8 protein-coding genes are annotated in these 16,788 nt (G+C 72.8%); 1 reads left to right on the forward strand and 7 read right to left on the reverse strand.

Annotated elements, in window-relative coordinates:
- Nucleotides 1-109 precede the first annotated feature (109 nt).
- A complete protein-coding gene (locus ACLJRM_RS03210) occupies nt 110-541 on the forward strand; it encodes an SRPBCC family protein (protein ID WP_101608249.1) in 432 nt (143 codons plus the stop codon).
- Here ACLJRM_RS03210 and ACLJRM_RS03215 read toward each other — a convergent pair.
- Genes ACLJRM_RS03215 through ACLJRM_RS03245 form a run of 7 tightly spaced genes read right to left on the reverse strand, consistent with a single transcriptional unit; the run spans nt 538 to nt 16,772 of the window.
- A complete protein-coding gene (locus ACLJRM_RS03215; protein ID WP_410662201.1) occupies nt 538-1,587 on the reverse strand; it encodes a 3-deoxy-7-phosphoheptulonate synthase in 1,050 nt (349 codons plus the stop codon). The genes ACLJRM_RS03210 and ACLJRM_RS03215 overlap by 4 nt on opposite strands.
- Entirely contained in the window at nt 1,580-2,986 is a 1,407-nt protein-coding gene (locus ACLJRM_RS03220; RefSeq protein WP_410662202.1) for a DHA2 family efflux MFS transporter permease subunit, read from the reverse strand. Before ACLJRM_RS03220 ends, ACLJRM_RS03215 begins: the two co-directional genes overlap by 8 nt.
- Nucleotides 2,983-12,999 carry an amino acid adenylation domain-containing protein gene (locus ACLJRM_RS03225; protein WP_410662203.1) on the reverse strand — a complete coding sequence of 3,339 codons (10,017 nt, stop codon included), beginning with the start codon at nt 12,997-12,999 and terminating at the stop codon, nt 2,983-2,985. The genes ACLJRM_RS03220 and ACLJRM_RS03225 overlap by 4 nt, the downstream gene beginning before the upstream one ends.
- A complete protein-coding gene (locus ACLJRM_RS03230) occupies nt 12,993-13,769 on the reverse strand; it encodes an ABC transporter ATP-binding protein (protein WP_101608253.1) in 777 nt (258 codons plus the stop codon). The genes ACLJRM_RS03225 and ACLJRM_RS03230 overlap by 7 nt, the downstream gene beginning before the upstream one ends.
- The gene (locus ACLJRM_RS03235; RefSeq protein WP_410662204.1) at nt 13,766-14,791 is read right to left on the reverse strand and encodes a FecCD family ABC transporter permease; all 1,026 of its coding nucleotides are present in this window, start codon (nt 14,789-14,791) and stop codon (nt 13,766-13,768) included. The genes ACLJRM_RS03230 and ACLJRM_RS03235 overlap by 4 nt, the downstream gene beginning before the upstream one ends.
- A complete protein-coding gene (locus ACLJRM_RS03240) occupies nt 14,788-15,771 on the reverse strand; it encodes a FecCD family ABC transporter permease (RefSeq protein ID WP_101608254.1) in 984 nt (327 codons plus the stop codon). Before ACLJRM_RS03240 ends, ACLJRM_RS03235 begins: the two co-directional genes overlap by 4 nt.
- The gene (locus ACLJRM_RS03245; protein ID WP_101608255.1) at nt 15,768-16,772 is read right to left on the reverse strand and encodes an ABC transporter substrate-binding protein; all 1,005 of its coding nucleotides are present in this window, start codon (nt 16,770-16,772) and stop codon (nt 15,768-15,770) included. Before ACLJRM_RS03245 ends, ACLJRM_RS03240 begins: the two co-directional genes overlap by 4 nt.
- Nucleotides 16,773-16,788: the final 16 nt, after the last annotated feature.

Here is a 16,788-nt window from a genome sequence, read left to right on the forward strand (position 1 = left end):
AAACATCTCTCCGTGAAGGCCCCCTTCACTGCCTCGAGCGCAGTGAAGGGGGCCTTCACCTACTTCCGGCCACTCTGCGGGTCGCGGTGCCCCTGAGTACCGTTGCCGGATGGTCCACGTGCACCGGACGATCACCGTCCGAACCCCTGTCCAGACCGTCGTCGACTATCTGAGGGACTTCGCGCACGCCGAGGCCTGGGACCCCGGCACCGTGTCCTGCACCCGGTCCGGCACCGGCCCGATCGCCGTCGGGGCGCAGTGGCACAACGTGTCCGAGTTCCGCGGCAAGAAGACCGAGCTGACCTACCGTCTCGACCGGCTCGAACCGGGACGGATCGTGTTCGTCGGCTCGAACAAGACCGCCACGTCCACCGACGATCTGACGGTGACCGAAGAAGGCGGCACGACGACCGTCAGCTACCACGCCACCATCAAGTTCCACGGGCTGGCGAAACTCGCGGACCCCTTGCTGAAGCGGGAATTCGAGAAGATGGGCGACGAGCTGGTGCCGGCGATGAAGGCGACGCTGGAAGCTCTCTAAACCCGAGGCGACTCGAGAGACCGCCGCCTCGGGTTGCTGAGCCGCCGCACCGCGTTCGCGCAGGCGAGCGACTCCAGCAGCGGCACCGTCCGTTCCCAGCCGAGGCACGCGTCCGTGATGCTCAGGTCGGGCCGGGGCGGCACGGACCCGACGTCCTGTCTGCCGTCGGAGAGGTACGACTCGATCATCACGCCCGCCAGCGCGTCGTTGCCCGCCGAGATCTGGTCCGCCAGATCCGCGACGACCACGGGCTGGCGGTTGTGGTCCTTGCCGCTGTTGCCGTGCGAGGCGTCGACGACGAGACGGTGCGGCAGGCCGGCGGCGGTCAGCGCGTCGAGGGCGTCCGCGACGGCGTGGGCGTGGTGGTTCGGTTTCGGGCCGCCGCGCAGGACGATGTGGGCGTCCGGGTTCCCGGTACTGCGCAGGATCCGCGGGTGCCCGTCGGCCGCGGAGCCGGGGAACACGTGCGACAGCCCGGCCGCCCGCACAGCGGCGACGGCCGTGTCCAGCCGCCCGGAGACGCAGTTCTTCATGCCCACCGGCATCGGCAGCCACGACGCCAGGTGCCGGTGCGGCTGGCTGGCCACGGTCCGCGCGCCGATCGCGCCCCAGCTGATGGTGTCCGCGAAATAGGGCGCCAGGAACGGGTCGACGAACTCGTACGCCAGCGGCAGCCCGGTCGCGGCGGCGTCGACCAGGAACCGCCGTCCGATCCGCACGCCGGACGCGAGATCGCCCTTGCCGTCCAGGGTGGGGTCGGGCACCAGGCCGGTCCAGCCCGCGATCGTCCGCGGTTTCTCCAGGTAGGCGCGCAGGACCACGACGAGGTCGTCGTCGAAGCGCCGGGCCGCCTCGGCGAGCCGGTGCGCGTACTCGAGAGCACCGCCGGCGTCGTGCACCGAACACGGGCCCACGACGACGAGCAGCCGGGAGTCGCGCCGGGCGAGGACGTCCGCGACGGTTTCGCGGTGCCGCGCCACGTCGTCCGGCACGACTCCGCTCATGGCCACCTCGGCCGGGCTGGGCAGGGTGTCCTGGTCAGGCATCCGCGTGACCTCTCTTCTTGTCGGGGGCGGCCACCCCGGCCCGGGGCAGCCGCGTCGCACCGGCGACCGCCACGACGGCGAGGCCGAGAACACACCAGAAGGCGTCGGCGAAGGCTCCGGCGACGTCCTGGCCGCGCGCGGCCAGGCGGGCCTGCAGCACCACGGCCAGCACCGCGGTGCCGATCGATCCGCCGAGCGTGTTGAGCAGGTTCAGCGCCCCGGCCGCACGGGGCAGCCGGGCGGGTTCGACCCGGCGGTAGACGATCGTCATCACCGGCGCGCCGATCAGCGCCGCGCCGAAACCGCGCAGCAGCAGGGAAACCACGATCACCCAGTCCGGGAAGCCCGGGCCGAGCTGGGTGAAGGGAGCGGTGCCCGCCGCGACCAGCGCGATCCCGCTCAGCACCAGGGTGCGCGGCGAGATCCGGTCGACGAGCCGGTTCACCAGAACCGACCCGGCCGCCGCGCCGATGCCCTGGGGCACCAGCAGCAGGCCGGTGTCCCAAGTGGACAGTCCGGCGCCACGCTGGAGGTAGAGCGGGAGCAGGAACATCGTGCCGAACACCGACGCGCCGAGCAGGACCAGCGCCAGCGCGGCGACCCCGAACGGCGGTTTGGCGAACAGCCGCGGGTCGAGCAGCGGCGCTTCGGCCCGCAGTCCGTGCCGGACGAACGCCGCGAGCATCACCACGCCCGCCGCGACGGCGAGCCCGGCGAGCACCGGGCTCCCCCGCTCGAACCAGGTGAGCCCGAACACCAGCACCGCGAGACCCGGCGAAAGCAGCAGCGCGCCCCGGAAATCGAACCGGTCACCCCGGCCGCCCGGTTCGCCCGCCGGGACCCAGCGCCGTGCCAGCAGCACGGCGACCACACCGACCGGGAGATTGACGTAGAACAGCCACGGCCAGTCCGCGACCGCGAGGATCGTGCCGCTCGCCAGCGGGCCGAGCACCGGTGACAACAGCGGCACCAGGCCGACGACGCTGATCACGCGGCCGATCCGGTCCGGTCCGGCGGCCCGTGCCAGCAGCGCCTGCCCGGTCGGCGGCAACAGACCGCCCGCGAGCCCTTGCAGGACACGGAAGGCGATGAGCGCGGGCAGGGTCGGTGCCAGCGCGCACAACAGGGACGCCAGCAGGAACACGACGACCGCGGTGAGCCAGACGCGACGGCCGCCGAACCGGTCGGCGAGCCAGCCCGACGCAGGCACAGCGGTGACCACGGCCAGCAGATACGCCGTCGTCACCCACTGGACGCCGGTGACCGGCGCGCCGAACTCCTCGGCGAGCGTGTCGACGCCGACCGAGACGATCGTGCTGTCCAGGGTCGCCATGAAGGTGCCGAGCACCAGCACGGCGGCAGTCCGCCACAGCGCGGCGTCGACCGGGCGCGCGGTCATCGCTTCCCCGCGAATCCGGCGGCGTCGCCGTCCAGCCACGACGGCAGCTCCCGGAGGAACCGGACCAGTTCGTCGGCCAGCGGCCGGGCGTCCCGCGCGTACAGGACGCCGTCCCAGCCGTCCTGGCCGGGAACGACGGTGACGCTCACCGGATGGTGGGTCCGTTCACGGAACCGGGTGCCGGTGACGGTCAGGCCGGGCGCCGGTTCGCGCAGCTTCGCCGGATCCACCGGGTAGTTCTCGAAGACGAGCAAGCTGTCGAACAGCCGCTCGCGTCCGGCGAGCGACGCGAGTTCCGGCAGGCCGATCCGGTGATGCCCGGCCATCGCCTGCTGCCGTGCCTGCAGATCGGCCAGCGCTTCGGCGACCGTTCCAGTGAACCTGGCCCGGACCGGCACGCTGTTCGCCAGCAGGCCGATGATCTCCTCGACACCGTCCACTTCGGACGTCCGGTTCGAGGTCATCACCCCGAAGCTGACGTCCGGGCGCCCGGCGCGCGCCGCGAGCACGGCCGCCCACGCACCCTGCAGCAGCGTGTTGACCGTGAGCCCGCGTGCCGCACCCAGCCGGGTCAGTTCCGCGACCAGCGGAGCGTCCACAGTGAACAGTGCGGGCTCGGCCTGGCCATCGGTACGCGGCAGGTGGTCGCCTTCGGGAAGGCCGTCGAGTTCCGCCCGCCAGGCCCGGACGTCGGCCGAGTGGTCGGCCGCGGTGAGCAGGCGGGTGTACCGGGACGGCGGAACCGGCTCCGGCAACGGCTTGCCCGCGTAGAGCGCGAACAACTCGCCGAGGATGCGCGGCGCGGACCAGCCGTCCGACAGCAGGTGGTGACTGGTCAGCACCAAGGTCTGAAGACCAGGCCCTTGCCGCAGCACCGTGACCCGCCACAGCGGTCCGTTCGCCAGATCGAACGGTTCCGCGAGCTCCTCGTCCAGCGCTGGGTCCACTTCGGACACTTCGGCAATGTCACGGACACGGAACCCCGCCTCCGGAGCCGCCGGGATCACCTGGACCTCGTGCGACCGCGGGAACACGGCGCCCAGGTTCGGCTGCCGCCGCACCAGTGCGGTCGCCGCCGCCCGCAGTGCCTCGACGTCGAGGTCACCGGACAGCGTGAACGCGGCTTGCACCGGGTACGGATCCGCGTCACCCGCCGCCCGCGACTCGCGCAGGATCACCTCCTGCAACGGCGTCAGCGGCATGATCTCGCCGGGTCCCGGCACGTCGGCGGCGAGTTCGTCCAGCTCGCGGCGGAAGTGCTCGCCCAGCACGGTGATCTCGTCGGCGGTGAACAGCGCGGACGGCCAGGTGAAACGGACGCCGAGCGTACCGCCGTCGGGGACCATCGCGTTCACCGTCAGCGCGTACGGCAGCGGCAGGTCCGCGCCGCCGCCCGAACCGAGCGGATCGGCGTCCGGCGGGCGCTGCCACGGCGTTTCCGCGACCGGGGCCGCGGGGAACCGGCCGAGATAGTTCCAGGCGACCTCGGGCCGCGGCCCTTCGACACCGAGGATCCCATGGCCGAGGCCGTCGCCCGCCGCCCGCAAGTGGTCGCGCACCGCCCGCAGCGCGGACGGCAGCGATCCGGCGGGCGGGGCGATCCTGGCCGGATGCACGGCGGTGAACCAGCCCGAGGTCTGCGCCAGGTCGACGGTGCCCGCGAAGTCCGGGGTGTGTCCCGGCCGGCCGTGGCTCTCGACGGCGACGAGCAGATCGGCCCCGGTCCCCCGCCACGCGGCGACCGCGCGGGCGAGCGCGGTCAGCAGCACGGTGTCCGGGCCGGTGCGGTAGGCCGCGGGCAGCGCGGTGAGCACGGCGTGGGTGGTGTCCGCGCCGATGTCGATCCGGTGATGCCGCGCGGTGGCCACGGTGTCGCGCGCCGGATCGAGCCCGGCGCGGCCGAGCCTGGTCACCGGCGCGGCGGCGATCCCTTGCCAGTAGGGCAGTTCGTCCCGCCGGTGCGGTGCGGCGGCACGCAGCGAGCGCGCCCAGCCCAGGAAAGACTGCCCGCGCCGGTGCAGGGTGTTGCCGTGGAAGGCCTGTTCGACGTCGTCGAGCAGCACCCGCCAGGTCACCGCGTCGGCGACCAGATGGTGTGCCACCAGGAGCAACCGTCCCGGCCGCTCCTCGCCCGCGTCCACCAGCACCGCCCGGAGCAGCGGCCCCGTGCGCGGGTCCATCCGGGACACGATCTGCTCGACCTCCGCGTTCAGCACGGCGCGCGGATCGCCGGACACCCGGAAGGTGGTGAGCACCGAGTCGGCGGTCACGGCCCCGACGTCCGGGATGCGCAGCGCGTCCTCGGCGAGGTGCGCGCGCAGGACGTCGTGGCGGGCGAGGACGGCGTCGAGCACCGAGCGCCACCTCGCGACATCTCCTGCCGAGGGCACGCAGATCTCGACCCACTGGCAGAACCCGTCGGCCGCCTTTTCCGCGCGCAGCAGCAAATCGCGCATGACCGGCGTGAGCGGTGCGTCGCCGACCGCGGGCGCTTCCTCGGCCCGCTCGGGTTCGCCGCAGCGCGCCGCGATCCCGGCGACCGTGCCGCCTTCGAGGACGTCGCGCGCGGTCAGGTGCAGTCCTTCACGGCGGGCGCGGGAGACCACGCGCAGCGACGCGATGCTGTCCCCGCCCGCTTCCAGGAAGCCGTCGTCCAGGCCGACACCGGGACCGAGCAGGTCGCGGACCACCCGCAGCAGCACGGCTTCCGCCGGTGTGGCGGGCTCCCGCCCCTCCGCGGACCGGGCTTCCGGTGCCGGCAACGCCGCCCGGTCGAGTTTGCCGCTCGGGCCGAGCGGCAACCGGTCCAGCGGCACGAACGCGGTGGGCACCATGTACGCGGGCAGGTCCGCGGCGAGGTGTTCGCGCAGTGCGGCCGGGTCGGGTTCGGCGCCGTCCACCGGGACGACGTAGGCGACCAGCCGGTCTTCGCGGACGATCACCGCGGAGGCGCGCACGTCGTCGTGCGCGGTCAGCGCGGTCTCGATCTCGCCGAGTTCGATCCGGAACCCGCGCAGTTTGACCTGGTGGTCGGCGCGGCCGAGGAAGACGATCTGCCCGTCCGGCCGCCAGCGGACCAGGTCACCGGTGCGGTACATCCTCCCACCCGTCACCCGACCACCACCCCCCACGGAGGCGCTACGCGCCGCGGTGTTTTCGGGCGGCCCGAACGGGTCGGCCACGAACCGTTCGGCGGTCAGTGCCGCCCTGCCGACATAGCCCTGCGCGAGCTTCGGCCCGGCCAGGTAGAGCTCGCCGGTGACGTTCGTCCCGACCGGGAGCAGCCCTCCGTCGAGGACGTACGCGCGGACTTCGGGGTCCGGGCGGCCGATCGGCAGCGGACCGGGATCGGCCGGGTCGTAGTGCCAGGTGACCGAGTTGATGGTGACCTCGGTCGGGCCGTAGGCGTTGAACAGCGCCCGCCGGTTCCCCCAGCGCCGGGCCAGTTCCGGGTCGAGCCGCTCGGCGCCGACGACGAAGAACACGTCCGGGTCGACGGTCGCGTCGTCGGGCATCGCGGAGAGGAACGAGGGCAGCAGGTTGAGCCCGGTGACGCGGTGTTCGGCGGCGTAGGCGAGCAGGTCGTCGCCGGAGACGCGCACCTCCTCCGGGGCGATGACCGAGGTGCCGCCGGACAGCAGCGGAAGCATGAACTGCCAGAAGGCGACGTCGAAACTGGTCGAAGCGAAGTGCAGGTACCGCTCGGCGGTCCCGATGCCGACGATGTCCTCCTGCAGCGCGATCAGGCTCGGGATCCCGCGGTGCGGCACCGCGACACCCTTGGGCTTGCCGGTGGTGCCGGAGGTGTAGATGACGTACGCGAGCGAATCGTCGGTGACCGGCACGGACGGATCGGTGTCCACAAGGGACAGTTCGCCCGGATCGATCACCGGGAGCCCGTCGACGTCCGCAGTGGACACGGCGGCGGCGGGCCGGATGTCGCCGAGCATGTAGGCGAGCCGGTCGGCCGGGTAGTCCGGATCCATCGGCACGTGGACCGCCCCGGCCTTGAACACGCCGAACAGCGCGACCACCAGGTCGACGTCGCGGCGCAGCAGGACCGCGACCGGGTCCTGCGGTTTCACCCCGGCGTCGATCAGGCTGTGCGCGAGCCGGTTGGCCCGGCGGTCCAGTTCGGCGTAGGTCAGGCTCCGGTCGCGGCAGACCACGGCCTCGGCGTCCGGGGTTTCCCGCACCCAGCGGCCGAACTCGGCCAAGGCGCCGCCGCGCTCCCGTTTCGGTTCCGGCCCTTCCCCGAGGCGCAGCATCGCGCGTTCCTCGTCGGCGCCGAGTGCCCGCAGCCGGGCGACCGGCCGCGCGGGATCGGTGACGATCTCGTGCAGGACGGCTCGCAGCCAGCGGCCGTAGGACTCGGCCTCGTCGCGCGTGAAGGCCTGCGGCTGGTAGCCGAGCCCGACGGTGAACTCGTCGCCGGGCAGCACGATCACCGTGAGCGGGTAGTGCGTGGCGTCGGTGATGTCGACCCCGACGAGGTCCAGCCCCGGCGCCAAAGTGGTGCGGGCGCGACTGGAGAGCGGGAAGTTCTCCATCACCAGCATCGTGTCGAACAGGTCGCCGACACCGGCCGCGCGCTGGATGTCCGGCAGCCCGGCGTGATGGTGATCGGTGAGCCGGACGCTTTCGGTGTGCACGTGCTCCAGCACGGTGACCGCGGTGTCGGCCGGGTCGAAGCGCACCCGCACCGGGATCGTGCTGCCGAGTTGCCCGATCATCCGCTCGACGCCGGGGACATCGGCCGGGCGGCCGGACACCGGGCAGCCGAAGACGACGTCGCGGCGGCCGGTCAGCCTGGCGAGCAGCACTCCCCACGCGGTCTGGAACACCGTCGTCGGTGTGATCCCGCGTTCGCGGGCGAAGGCGCGCAGCCGTTCGCTGAACTCCCCGCCCAGTTCCACGGTGACCCGCTCCGGACGCTCCACAGTGGACTCCAGGCTCGCGGGTGCGAGCCGGGTGCCCTCGTCAAGTCCGGCCAATGCCTCGCGCCATGCCTCCAGTGCGGCGTCCGGGTCGCGTTCGCCGAGCACCCGGTGGTACTCCGAAAGCGGCGGGGCGACCGGGGCCGCCGGGCCGCCGCCGAGTTCGGCGTAGGTGGCCAAGAGCGTCCGGCCGACCAGCGGCATCGACCAGCCGTCGAGCAGCGCGTGATGGTTGGTGAGCACCAGACGGTGCTCGGCCGGGCCGAGCGTCAGCAGCAGGAACCGGATCAGCGGCGGGGTCGCCGGGTCGAACGGGCGGGCCAGTTCGACCCGGCATTCGGCCGCGACCTCCTCGGGCGTCGCGGCCGAGTGCCGCCAGTCCAGCGAAACCGCTTCCGGCACCACCTGGACGACCTCGCCCGCGTCGGTGGTGTGCAGGTGGACGCGCAGCGCGGGATGCCGCCGCAGTACTTCCGCCGCGGCCTCGCGCATCAGGCCGGCGTCGAGCGCCCCGCTGAGCAGGGTGACGGCCTGCACCACGTAGACGTCGGTGTCGTCGGCGCCGCGCGCCAGCGTGTGGAACGAAAGCCCGGTCTGCAGCGGGGTCGCGGGCAGGACGTCCTCGATGCGGCCCCGGCGTTCGAGCGCGTCGATGTCGGCCTGGCCGAGACCGACCAGCGGCAGATCCGACGGCGTGAGACCGCCGCCGTCCGGACCGATCCGGGCGACGTGCGCGGCCATCGCTTCCAGCGCTCTCGACCATGCTTCCTGAAGCGCCTCGACACTGTCCGGCGGCAGGATCGCACTCGCGGCGGTCCACTCGACGGCCAGTCGCGGACGTCCGTCCTCACGGACGAAGCAATTCAGCGCCAGCACTTGTTCCAGCGACTTGGCGTCCGGTTCGGTGACCGCGAACGGGTCTTCTTCCGGCAGTTTCCAGCCGGTGCCGGGCAGGGCCGCGAACCGGCCGAGGTAGTTCAGGACGACGTCCGGCGGCGGGACGGCGGCGAGTTCGTCCCGGGTGAGCGGGTCGAGGTGGCGCAGGACGCCGAAGCCGACACCGCTGTCCGGCACGGCGCGTTTGGCCTCTTTGGCTGCCCGCAGCAGCTTTCCCGCCGCGTCACCGCCCGCGAGCGCGCTCTCGAAATCCGACGTCGTGGCCACCGCTGTGGCGGGGACGCGCAGCGGATGCTCGGCGGTGAACCAGCCGACGGTGCGCGACAGGTCCAAGCCGTCCTGGTCCCGGCCGTGTCCTTCGAGGGACACGGTTTCGGCCGTGACCGGAGCGGCCCGCCACGACCGGAGGGCGAGCACGAGCGCGGCGAGCAGGACGTCGTCCGGCCCGGCCCGGTAGGCCGCGGGCAGCCCGGTGAGCACCGCGTCGGTCTGCTCCGGCGAGGCGAGAGTGACCGAGCGCCGCGCGGTGGCGACCGTGTCGGCGGTCCGGTTGAGCGGACGGTGACCGAGGCGCGGCCCGTCGAGCGCGTCGCGCCAGTGGCCGAGTTCGCCGCGCCGGGCACCGGAAGTCCCCTGTTCGGCGAGGCGGAGCGCGTGCCGCCGCCACGACGTCCCGGCCGGTTCGAGCTTCTGGCCCGCGCAGGCGGCGCGCAGGTCCGGCAGGAGGATCCGCCACGAAACGCCGTCGATCGCCAAGTGGTGGATCACGATGACGAGATGGTCCGGGAGCAGCGCGACCCTGAGCACTCCGGTCCGGAGATCGAGTGAGTCCGCGAGATCCTGGGCGACGTCCTTCGGATCACCCGTCGTTTCGACGACGATGTCGGCGGCGTGCACGGAACCGCGTTCGCGGACCCGCATTTCGTCCTCTAGATGCAGCCGGAGGGCGTCGTGGTGGTCCAGCAACGTTTGCACGCCCTCGATCAGCAGGTACGGCGGCAGGTCCTCGTCGAGCCGGATCGCGGTCCATTGCGTGTACCCGTCGACCACCCTGACGTCAGGATGCGGGTCGAGCAGCGCGCGGACGATCGGCGGGGCGGGCACCTCGCCGACGGGCTCGTCCGGCGCTTCCGCCGGGCCGCCGATCTCCGCGCTCGCCGCCGCCAGCGCCTCGAAACTGCGCCGGGCCAGCAGATCGCGCGGACGCAGGTCGAGGCCGTGCGCGCGCAGCCTGCTGCTGACGCTGATCGCGGTGATGCTGTCGCCGCCGAGTGCGAAGAAGTCGTCGTCGACGGCAACCTCGTCGACGCCGATGACCTCGGCGATGGTCGCGCACAGCAGCCGCTCGCGGTCGGTGGCCGCGGTCCGGCCCGCCGCCGCGCGCGGGGCGGGCAGCGCCACCCGGTCGATCTTCCCGTTGGAGGTCAACGGAAGCGTGTCGAGGACGACCACAGCGGCGGGAACGAGATGCTCCGGCACGCGCGTGGCGAGTTCCGCGCGGACGTCGTCCGGGACGACCTCGCCGACGACGTAGCCGACGAGCCGCGGTCCCCGCACCGCCGCGGCGGCCGCGCGCACCCCGGGGACGGTGGCCAGCGCCGCCTCGACCTCGCCCAGTTCGACGCGGTGGCCGCGCACCTTCACCTGGCCGTCACGGCGGCCCAGGTACTCCAGCCCGCGGCCCGGCACCCAGCGGGCGAGGTCGCCGGTGCGGTACATCCGGTCGCCGGGCGCGCCGTAGGGATCGGCGACGAACCGTTCGGCTGTCGCGGCGGGACGCCCGAGATAGCCGCGCGCCAGATGCGGTCCGGCGAGGTACAGCTCGCCCGGCGTTCCCGCGGGCGCCGGGCGCAGCGCGGCGTCGAGCACCCGGACGGCCGTGCCCGGCACCGCGGTCCCGATCGTCGGTTCCCCGTCGTCCAGCCAGGATCCGGCACCGTCCACAGTGGCCTCGGTCGGGCCGTACATGTTGCGGGCACGGACACCCGACTCCGCGACGCGGCGCCACAGCGCGGGCGGGGTCGCCTCGCCGCCGAGGACGAGCAGCGCGGGCGGGGTCGGTCCGCCGAGCAGTCCGGCCTCGATCAGGGGCGCGGCCATCGACGGTGTGGTGTCGACGACGTCGATCCGGTCGCGGGCGAACGCGGCCAGCAGTTCGTCGGCGTCCCGGGCGACGTCGGTGCCGTAGACGTGCAGTTCGTGGCCGAACAGCAGCCACATCAGCTGGTCGAGCGCGGAGTCGAAGGCGAACGAGTAGGTGTGCGCGACCCGGAGCCGCCTGCCCGCGGCGGCGCGTTCGGTTTCGGCGACCGTGGTCGCGCGGTGATGGCGCAGCAGCGTCGCCAGCCCGCCGACCCGGCCGAGCACGCCCTTGGGACGGCCTGTCGAGCCGGACGTGAAGATGACGTACGCGAGATGTTCGGGGTGACGCGGAATCGACAGCGGCGATCCGGCCAGTGTGGACAGATCGGTTTCGCCGAGCAGAAGGTGCGGTCCCGGCACGATCTCCGCATCGTGGGTCACCGTGAGGACAGCACCGGCTTCGGCGGCCAGCTCTCGCAACCGCTCGACCGGATGGGCGAGATCCAGCGGCAAGAAGGCGGCACCGGCGTCGAGTACTGCCAGCAGGGCGACGACGATATCCGCCGAGCGCGGCAAGGCCAGTGCGACGACGTCGTCGGCCCCGACGCCGCGTGCCCGCAGCGCCCGCGCGAGCCGGTGGACCTTCGCGACGAGTTCGCCGGCGGTCAGCCGCTCGTCACCGGACACCAAAGCGGTCTGCCCGGGATCGAGTTCGGCGAGAAGTTCCGGTACGCCAAGGAGTTCAGCGGCGGGAGCGGGGGTGGACCACGCGTCCAGGAGTGTGTCCCGCTCCCCCTGCGGGACCAGGTCGGCTCCCCCGACGGCCGGGCCGTCCGGGTCGGTCAGCGCGGTGATCAGGCAGCGCAGCGCGGTCAGCTTCGCGTCGACGGCGGCCTGGTCGTGGGTGCGCGCGTCGACTTCGAAGCCGAGCAGCAGCCCGCCGTCCGAGGTCGGGAGCACGGACAGGCCCATGTCCTCGGGCGGTCCGCCCGCGACGTTGCGCATGGTGCCGTGCGAGCCCGCGAAGTCGAGCTTCAGGTCGAACGCCTTGAGATTGATGCCCCGGCCGTGCAGCAGCGCGCCGGCGCCCGGCACCGCCAGATCCTGCGGCAGATCCTCGCCGCGGTAACGCTGGTGCGCGCGCATCTCCTTCAGCGCGACCGCGACCCGCGCGGTCAGGTCCGCGGCCGAGTCGTCCGGACGCACCGTGACCCGCAGCGGCAGCACGTTGACCGCCATCGCCGGAGTCCGCAGCGCCGTTCCCTCACGGCACATCAACGGCAGCGCGAACACGACGTCGGTCCGGCCGAGGACGCGGTGCAGGAAGGCCGCGTAGCAGGCGATCAGCGCGTCGCCCCAGGTCGTCCCGGCGCGTTTGCCCAGCTCGCGCAGCCGCGCCAGATCCGACGCGGGCAGGACCGACCGGGCGGTCACCGTGCTCTCGGGAGGCCCCGAGGATGCGCTGCCGTCGTCGACATCCGGCAACGGCGTGAACCGCTCTCGCCAGTACTCCCGGTCCCGCTCGAACCGTTCGCTCTCCCGGTAGGCGCGATCCGCCTCGACCAGGTCGGCGAACGGAGCGAACGCAGAGGGCGGCACGTCCTTCCCCGCCACGGCGGCGGTGTAGCGGGCCGCGCTGCGCCGCGCGAGCATCGCGGCGGTGTACCCGTCGAACACGAGGTGGTGCCCGAGCTGGGTGAACCACACCTCCGAGTCCGAGAGCCGCAGCACGAGATGACCGAACAGCGGCCTGCCGACCATGTCGCGGCACGCCTCGGCGACGCGGCGGCGTTCGGCCTCCACCCGCTCGTGCGCCGCGGCCACCGGATCGGCCGCGTCGCGCAGGTCCAGCACCTCCGGCGTCGGCACGGGATCGGCCGACACCTGCTGGCGCGGGCCGTCCGGCGTCTCGAAGACCCGCAGCCGCAGGCTGTCGGCCTCCTCGACGGTCGCCCGGATCGCCTCGGCCAGTGCGGCGACGTCGACCGGACGCTTCCCGCGGACCTCCACCACGTCGCCGACGACGTAGTAGGGCGAGTCGGGTTCCAAGCGCTGCGCGGTCCAGATGCCCAGCTGGGCTCCGGTGAGGCTCAGCATGACGGCACCACCATCGGGGTTCCGGTCACCGGATCGGGCACGACGACACAAGGGAGATCGAAGACCTCCTTGATGAGCTCGGCGTCGACGATCTCGGCGGGCGCGCCTTCGGCGACGATCCGGCCGTCTCGCAGTGCGACGAGGTGGTCGGCGTAGCGGCAGGCCTGGTTGATGTCGTGCAGGACGGCGATCACCGTGCGCCCTTCGTCCCGCAGGCGCGCCAGCAACCCCAGCAACTGGTACTGGTGCGCGATGTCGAGGAACGACGTCGGTTCGTCGAGCAGCAGATACGGCGTCTTCTGGGCCAGCACCAGCGCCACCCAGACACGTTGCCGCTGCCCGCCGGAGAGCTCCTGGACCGGCCGGTCGGCCAGTCCCGCCACCCCGGCCGCGGTCATCGCGTCGAGCACCGCGCGTTCGTCCTCTTCGGACCACGACGCGAACAACGACTGGTGCGGGAACCGGCCGCGCGCGATCAGCTGCCGGACCCGGACGTCCTCCGGCGCGACCGGATCCTGCGGCAGGAACCCGAGTTCCCGTGCCAGACCCTTGCCGGGGAAGGAACCGACGTCCTTGCCGTCGAGGAGGACCTCGCCCTCGGCCGGGCGCATCAGCCGGACGAACGCGCGCAACAACGTCGACTTGCCGCAGGCGTTCGGTCCGACGACCGCGGTGAACGCGGCGTCGGGCACGTCGAGGTTCAGCCGGGTCGACACGACCCGGTCGCCGTAGCGCAGGGTCAGATCCCGGGCGGTCAAGCGAGCACTCATGAGCGCCGCACCTCCTTGGTGAGCAGCCAGATCAGGTAGCCGCCGCCGATCACGGTGCTGACCACGCCGACAGGCAATGAGACGGGCGCCAGCAGCATCTGGGCGGCCAGGTCGGCGCCCGTCAGCAGCACGGCGCCGGTGAGCGCGGCGGGAAGCAGGCCGATACCGGGGGTGCGGGCCAGCCGCCTCCCGATCTGCGGCGCCGCCAGCGCGATGAACGCGATCGGCCCGGCGACGGCGGTGACCGTGGCCGTGCAGCCGACCCCGATCAGCACCAGCAGCAGCCGCAGGCGGTCCCAGCGGACACCGGTGGTGACCGCCAGCGCGCCGCCGAGCGCGGCCTGGTGCAGCGCGGGCGCCCTGGTGAACAGCACGACGAACAGCACCGCGAGCACACCGAACGGGATCGCGACGTCGTCCCAGCCGACCCCGTTGAGCGAACCGGCGTGCCAGCCGACGGCCGCGATCGCGACCTCCAGTTCGGCACGCAGGACGATCCACGAGTTGAGCGCGGTCAGCATCGCGTTCACCGCGATGCCGATGACGATCAGCCGCAGTCCGGACAGCCCGCCGCCGAGCGACAGCGCGTACACGACGGCCGCCGTGATCACGCCGCCGAGCACCGAACCGATCGTCAGCTGCGTCGAAGTCCCCGAAAGCACGGTGATCGCGAACAGCGCGCCGGTGTAGGCGCCGGAGTCGAGGCCGATCACGTCCGGGCTGCCGAGCGGATTACGGGTGATGTTCTGGAAGATCGCGCCCGCCAGGCCGAGCGCGGCGCCGAACACCAGCCCGGCCAGGACCCGGGGCAGGCGCCATTCGCGGATGACCACTCCCGGGCCGCCGCCGGAACCGGTGAGCGCGGCGAACACGCGGGCGGGACTCGCCCACGCCGCGCCGTAACAGAGCCCGAGCAGCGTCAGCCCGGCGATGACCACGGCCATCACCACGAGGAACCAGAGGGTGCGGCGTTCCAGCCGGGCGGAGAACCGCCCGCGCCGCAGGACGAATGCGGCGTTCACAGCGGCGCCGCCCCGTACTTGCGGACGGCCCAGATCAGCACCGGGCCGCCGAGGAACGCGGTCACGATGGCGACCGGCACCTCACCGGTCGGCAGCAGGACCCGGGATCCGACGTCCGCGGCCAGCATCAGGACCGGTCCGAGCAGGACGGCGAACGCGATCAGCCACGGGATCGACGCGCCGGCCACCCGCCGCGCCAGATGCGGCACGATCAGCCCGACGAACAGGATCGGCCCGGCCAGCGCGGTGGCCGCGCCCGCCATCAGCGTGATCAGCAGCAGGGTGAACGCCCGGACACGCGCGACGTTGGCGCCGAGCGTGTGCGCGACCGTCTCGCCGAGCGCGATGGCGTTCAGCTGACGGCTCACCGCGAACGCGCCCAGCAGCGAAAGGCCGATGACGATCAGCGGGATCGTGGTCGGCGCCTGTTCGCGGCCGGCGAGGGAACCCACCGACCAGAACCGGTAGACGTCGAAGGTGTCCGGGAACAGCAGCCTCAGGCCGAGTGTGAGGCCCAGCAGCACGGCGCTCAGCGCGGTGCCGGCGAGCACCAGCCGCAGCGGCGACCGGCTGCCGACCGCGTAGACCAGCGCCACGGCGCCGACCGCGCCCACCACCGCCAGGCCGACTTCGGCGGGAGCCGACGCGGTGAGCCCGAAGGCCGACCCCACCGCGATGGCGAATCCGGCGCCCGCGGTCACGCCGAGCACGCCGGGTTCGGCCAAAGCGTTGCGGGACAAGGCCTGCACGAGCACCCCGCCGACGGCGAGTGCCGCGCCGACACCGACCGCGAGCACCGCCCTCGGCATCCGGATGTCCAGGACGACCGCCCGGTCACTCGGATTCCCTTCGCCCAGCAGGGCGCGCACGACCTCGCCGGGGGCGATGGCGTGCGCGCCGATGCCGACGCTCAGCACGGCGACCACGACGAGCCCGAGCAGTGCGGCGCCGAGCAGCGCGGACCGCCCGGTGGTGGTCACTTCGTGAGCAGCGGCGCGAACGCCTGGTCGATGGCGTCCAAAGTGGACGTCGCGGCCCGGTAGGTGGCGGCCTCGGTGTAGCGGAACGGGTAGACCTTGCCCGCCTTCACCGCGGGAAGTTCCTTCCACAGCGGCGAGTCGAGGACGTACTTGACCGGCGCCGGGACGGCACCGTCCGGGCCGACGGAGTAGGTGATCGCGTCGGCCTCGGCGAACGCCGTCGAGAGCTCTTCGATCGACGGGTACTCGCTGACGTCCTTGGAACCGCCGCCCTTGACCTTGACCTGGCCGTAGTAGGTGGCGCCGAGGTCCTGCGCGATGTTGGTACCCCAGGAGCCGTTGAACTCGCGCTGGAAGTTGCCCTTCGCGACCTCGCCGTAGGCACCGACGTGGCCGAGCTTCAGCTGCGGCACCACGGCCTTGTACTTGTCGGCCAGGCCCTTGGCCTTGGTGTCGTACGCGGTCTTGATCGCGTCGAACCCGGCGGCCGCACCGGCGGCGTCGGCCTGCTTGCGGGACAGTTCACGCCACATCGACGGCACCGACGGGCCGATCGCCACGACCGGGGCGATCGCCTCGAGGCGCTTGAGGTCGATGTCGGCGAGCACCGGCTTCGGCACACCGATGACGATGAGGTCCGGATCCGCCTGCGCGATCGCCTCGTAGTTCGTCTCCGAGGCCGCCTCGCCGGCGACCTTCGCCAGCTCGTCGTACTTCTTGCGCTCCTGCTCGTTGAACAGCGGGATACCGCGCTTCCAGCTGGACACCCCGACCAGCGGCGCGCCCGCTTCGAGCAGGGCGGGCACGGCGTAGCCGGTGGCGATGACCCGCTTCGGCGAGACCGGGATGGTGATCTGGCCGTTGTCGGCGGCGAACACCCGGGTCTGGCCGCCTCCGGCCTGCCCGGCGTCGTCGCCGGAGCCGCAGGCGGTGGCCGCGGTCGCGACCGTCAACGCGAGGGCGATCGCTCCGGCGAAACGGCGGGTTCTGGTGGTGCTCATGGGTTTTCCTCGGTTT

It is taken from the genome of Amycolatopsis sp. lyj-84 (genome assembly GCF_046549075.1).
In the GTDB taxonomy this organism is placed as follows: Bacteria; Actinomycetota; Actinomycetes; order Mycobacteriales; family Pseudonocardiaceae; genus Amycolatopsis.

What these genes read in the sequence shown, in the direction of transcription:
- ACLJRM_RS03210 (WP_101608249.1), top strand. Translation starts at nt 110, where the DNA reads ATGGTCCACGTGCACCGGACGATCACCGTCCGAACCCCTGTCCAGACC.
- ACLJRM_RS03215 (WP_410662201.1), bottom strand. Translation starts at nt 1,587, where the DNA reads ATGCCTGACCAGGACACCCTGCCCAGCCCGGCCGAGGTGGCCATGAGC.
- ACLJRM_RS03220 (WP_410662202.1), bottom strand. Translation starts at nt 2,986, where the DNA reads ATGACCGCGCGCCCGGTCGACGCCGCGCTGTGGCGGACTGCCGCCGTG.
- ACLJRM_RS03225 (WP_410662203.1), bottom strand. Translation starts at nt 12,999, where the DNA reads ATGCTGAGCCTCACCGGAGCCCAGCTGGGCATCTGGACCGCGCAGCGC.
- ACLJRM_RS03230 (WP_101608253.1), bottom strand. Translation starts at nt 13,769, where the DNA reads ATGAGTGCTCGCTTGACCGCCCGGGATCTGACCCTGCGCTACGGCGAC.
- ACLJRM_RS03245 (WP_101608255.1), bottom strand. Translation starts at nt 16,772, where the DNA reads ATGAGCACCACCAGAACCCGCCGTTTCGCCGGAGCGATCGCCCTCGCG.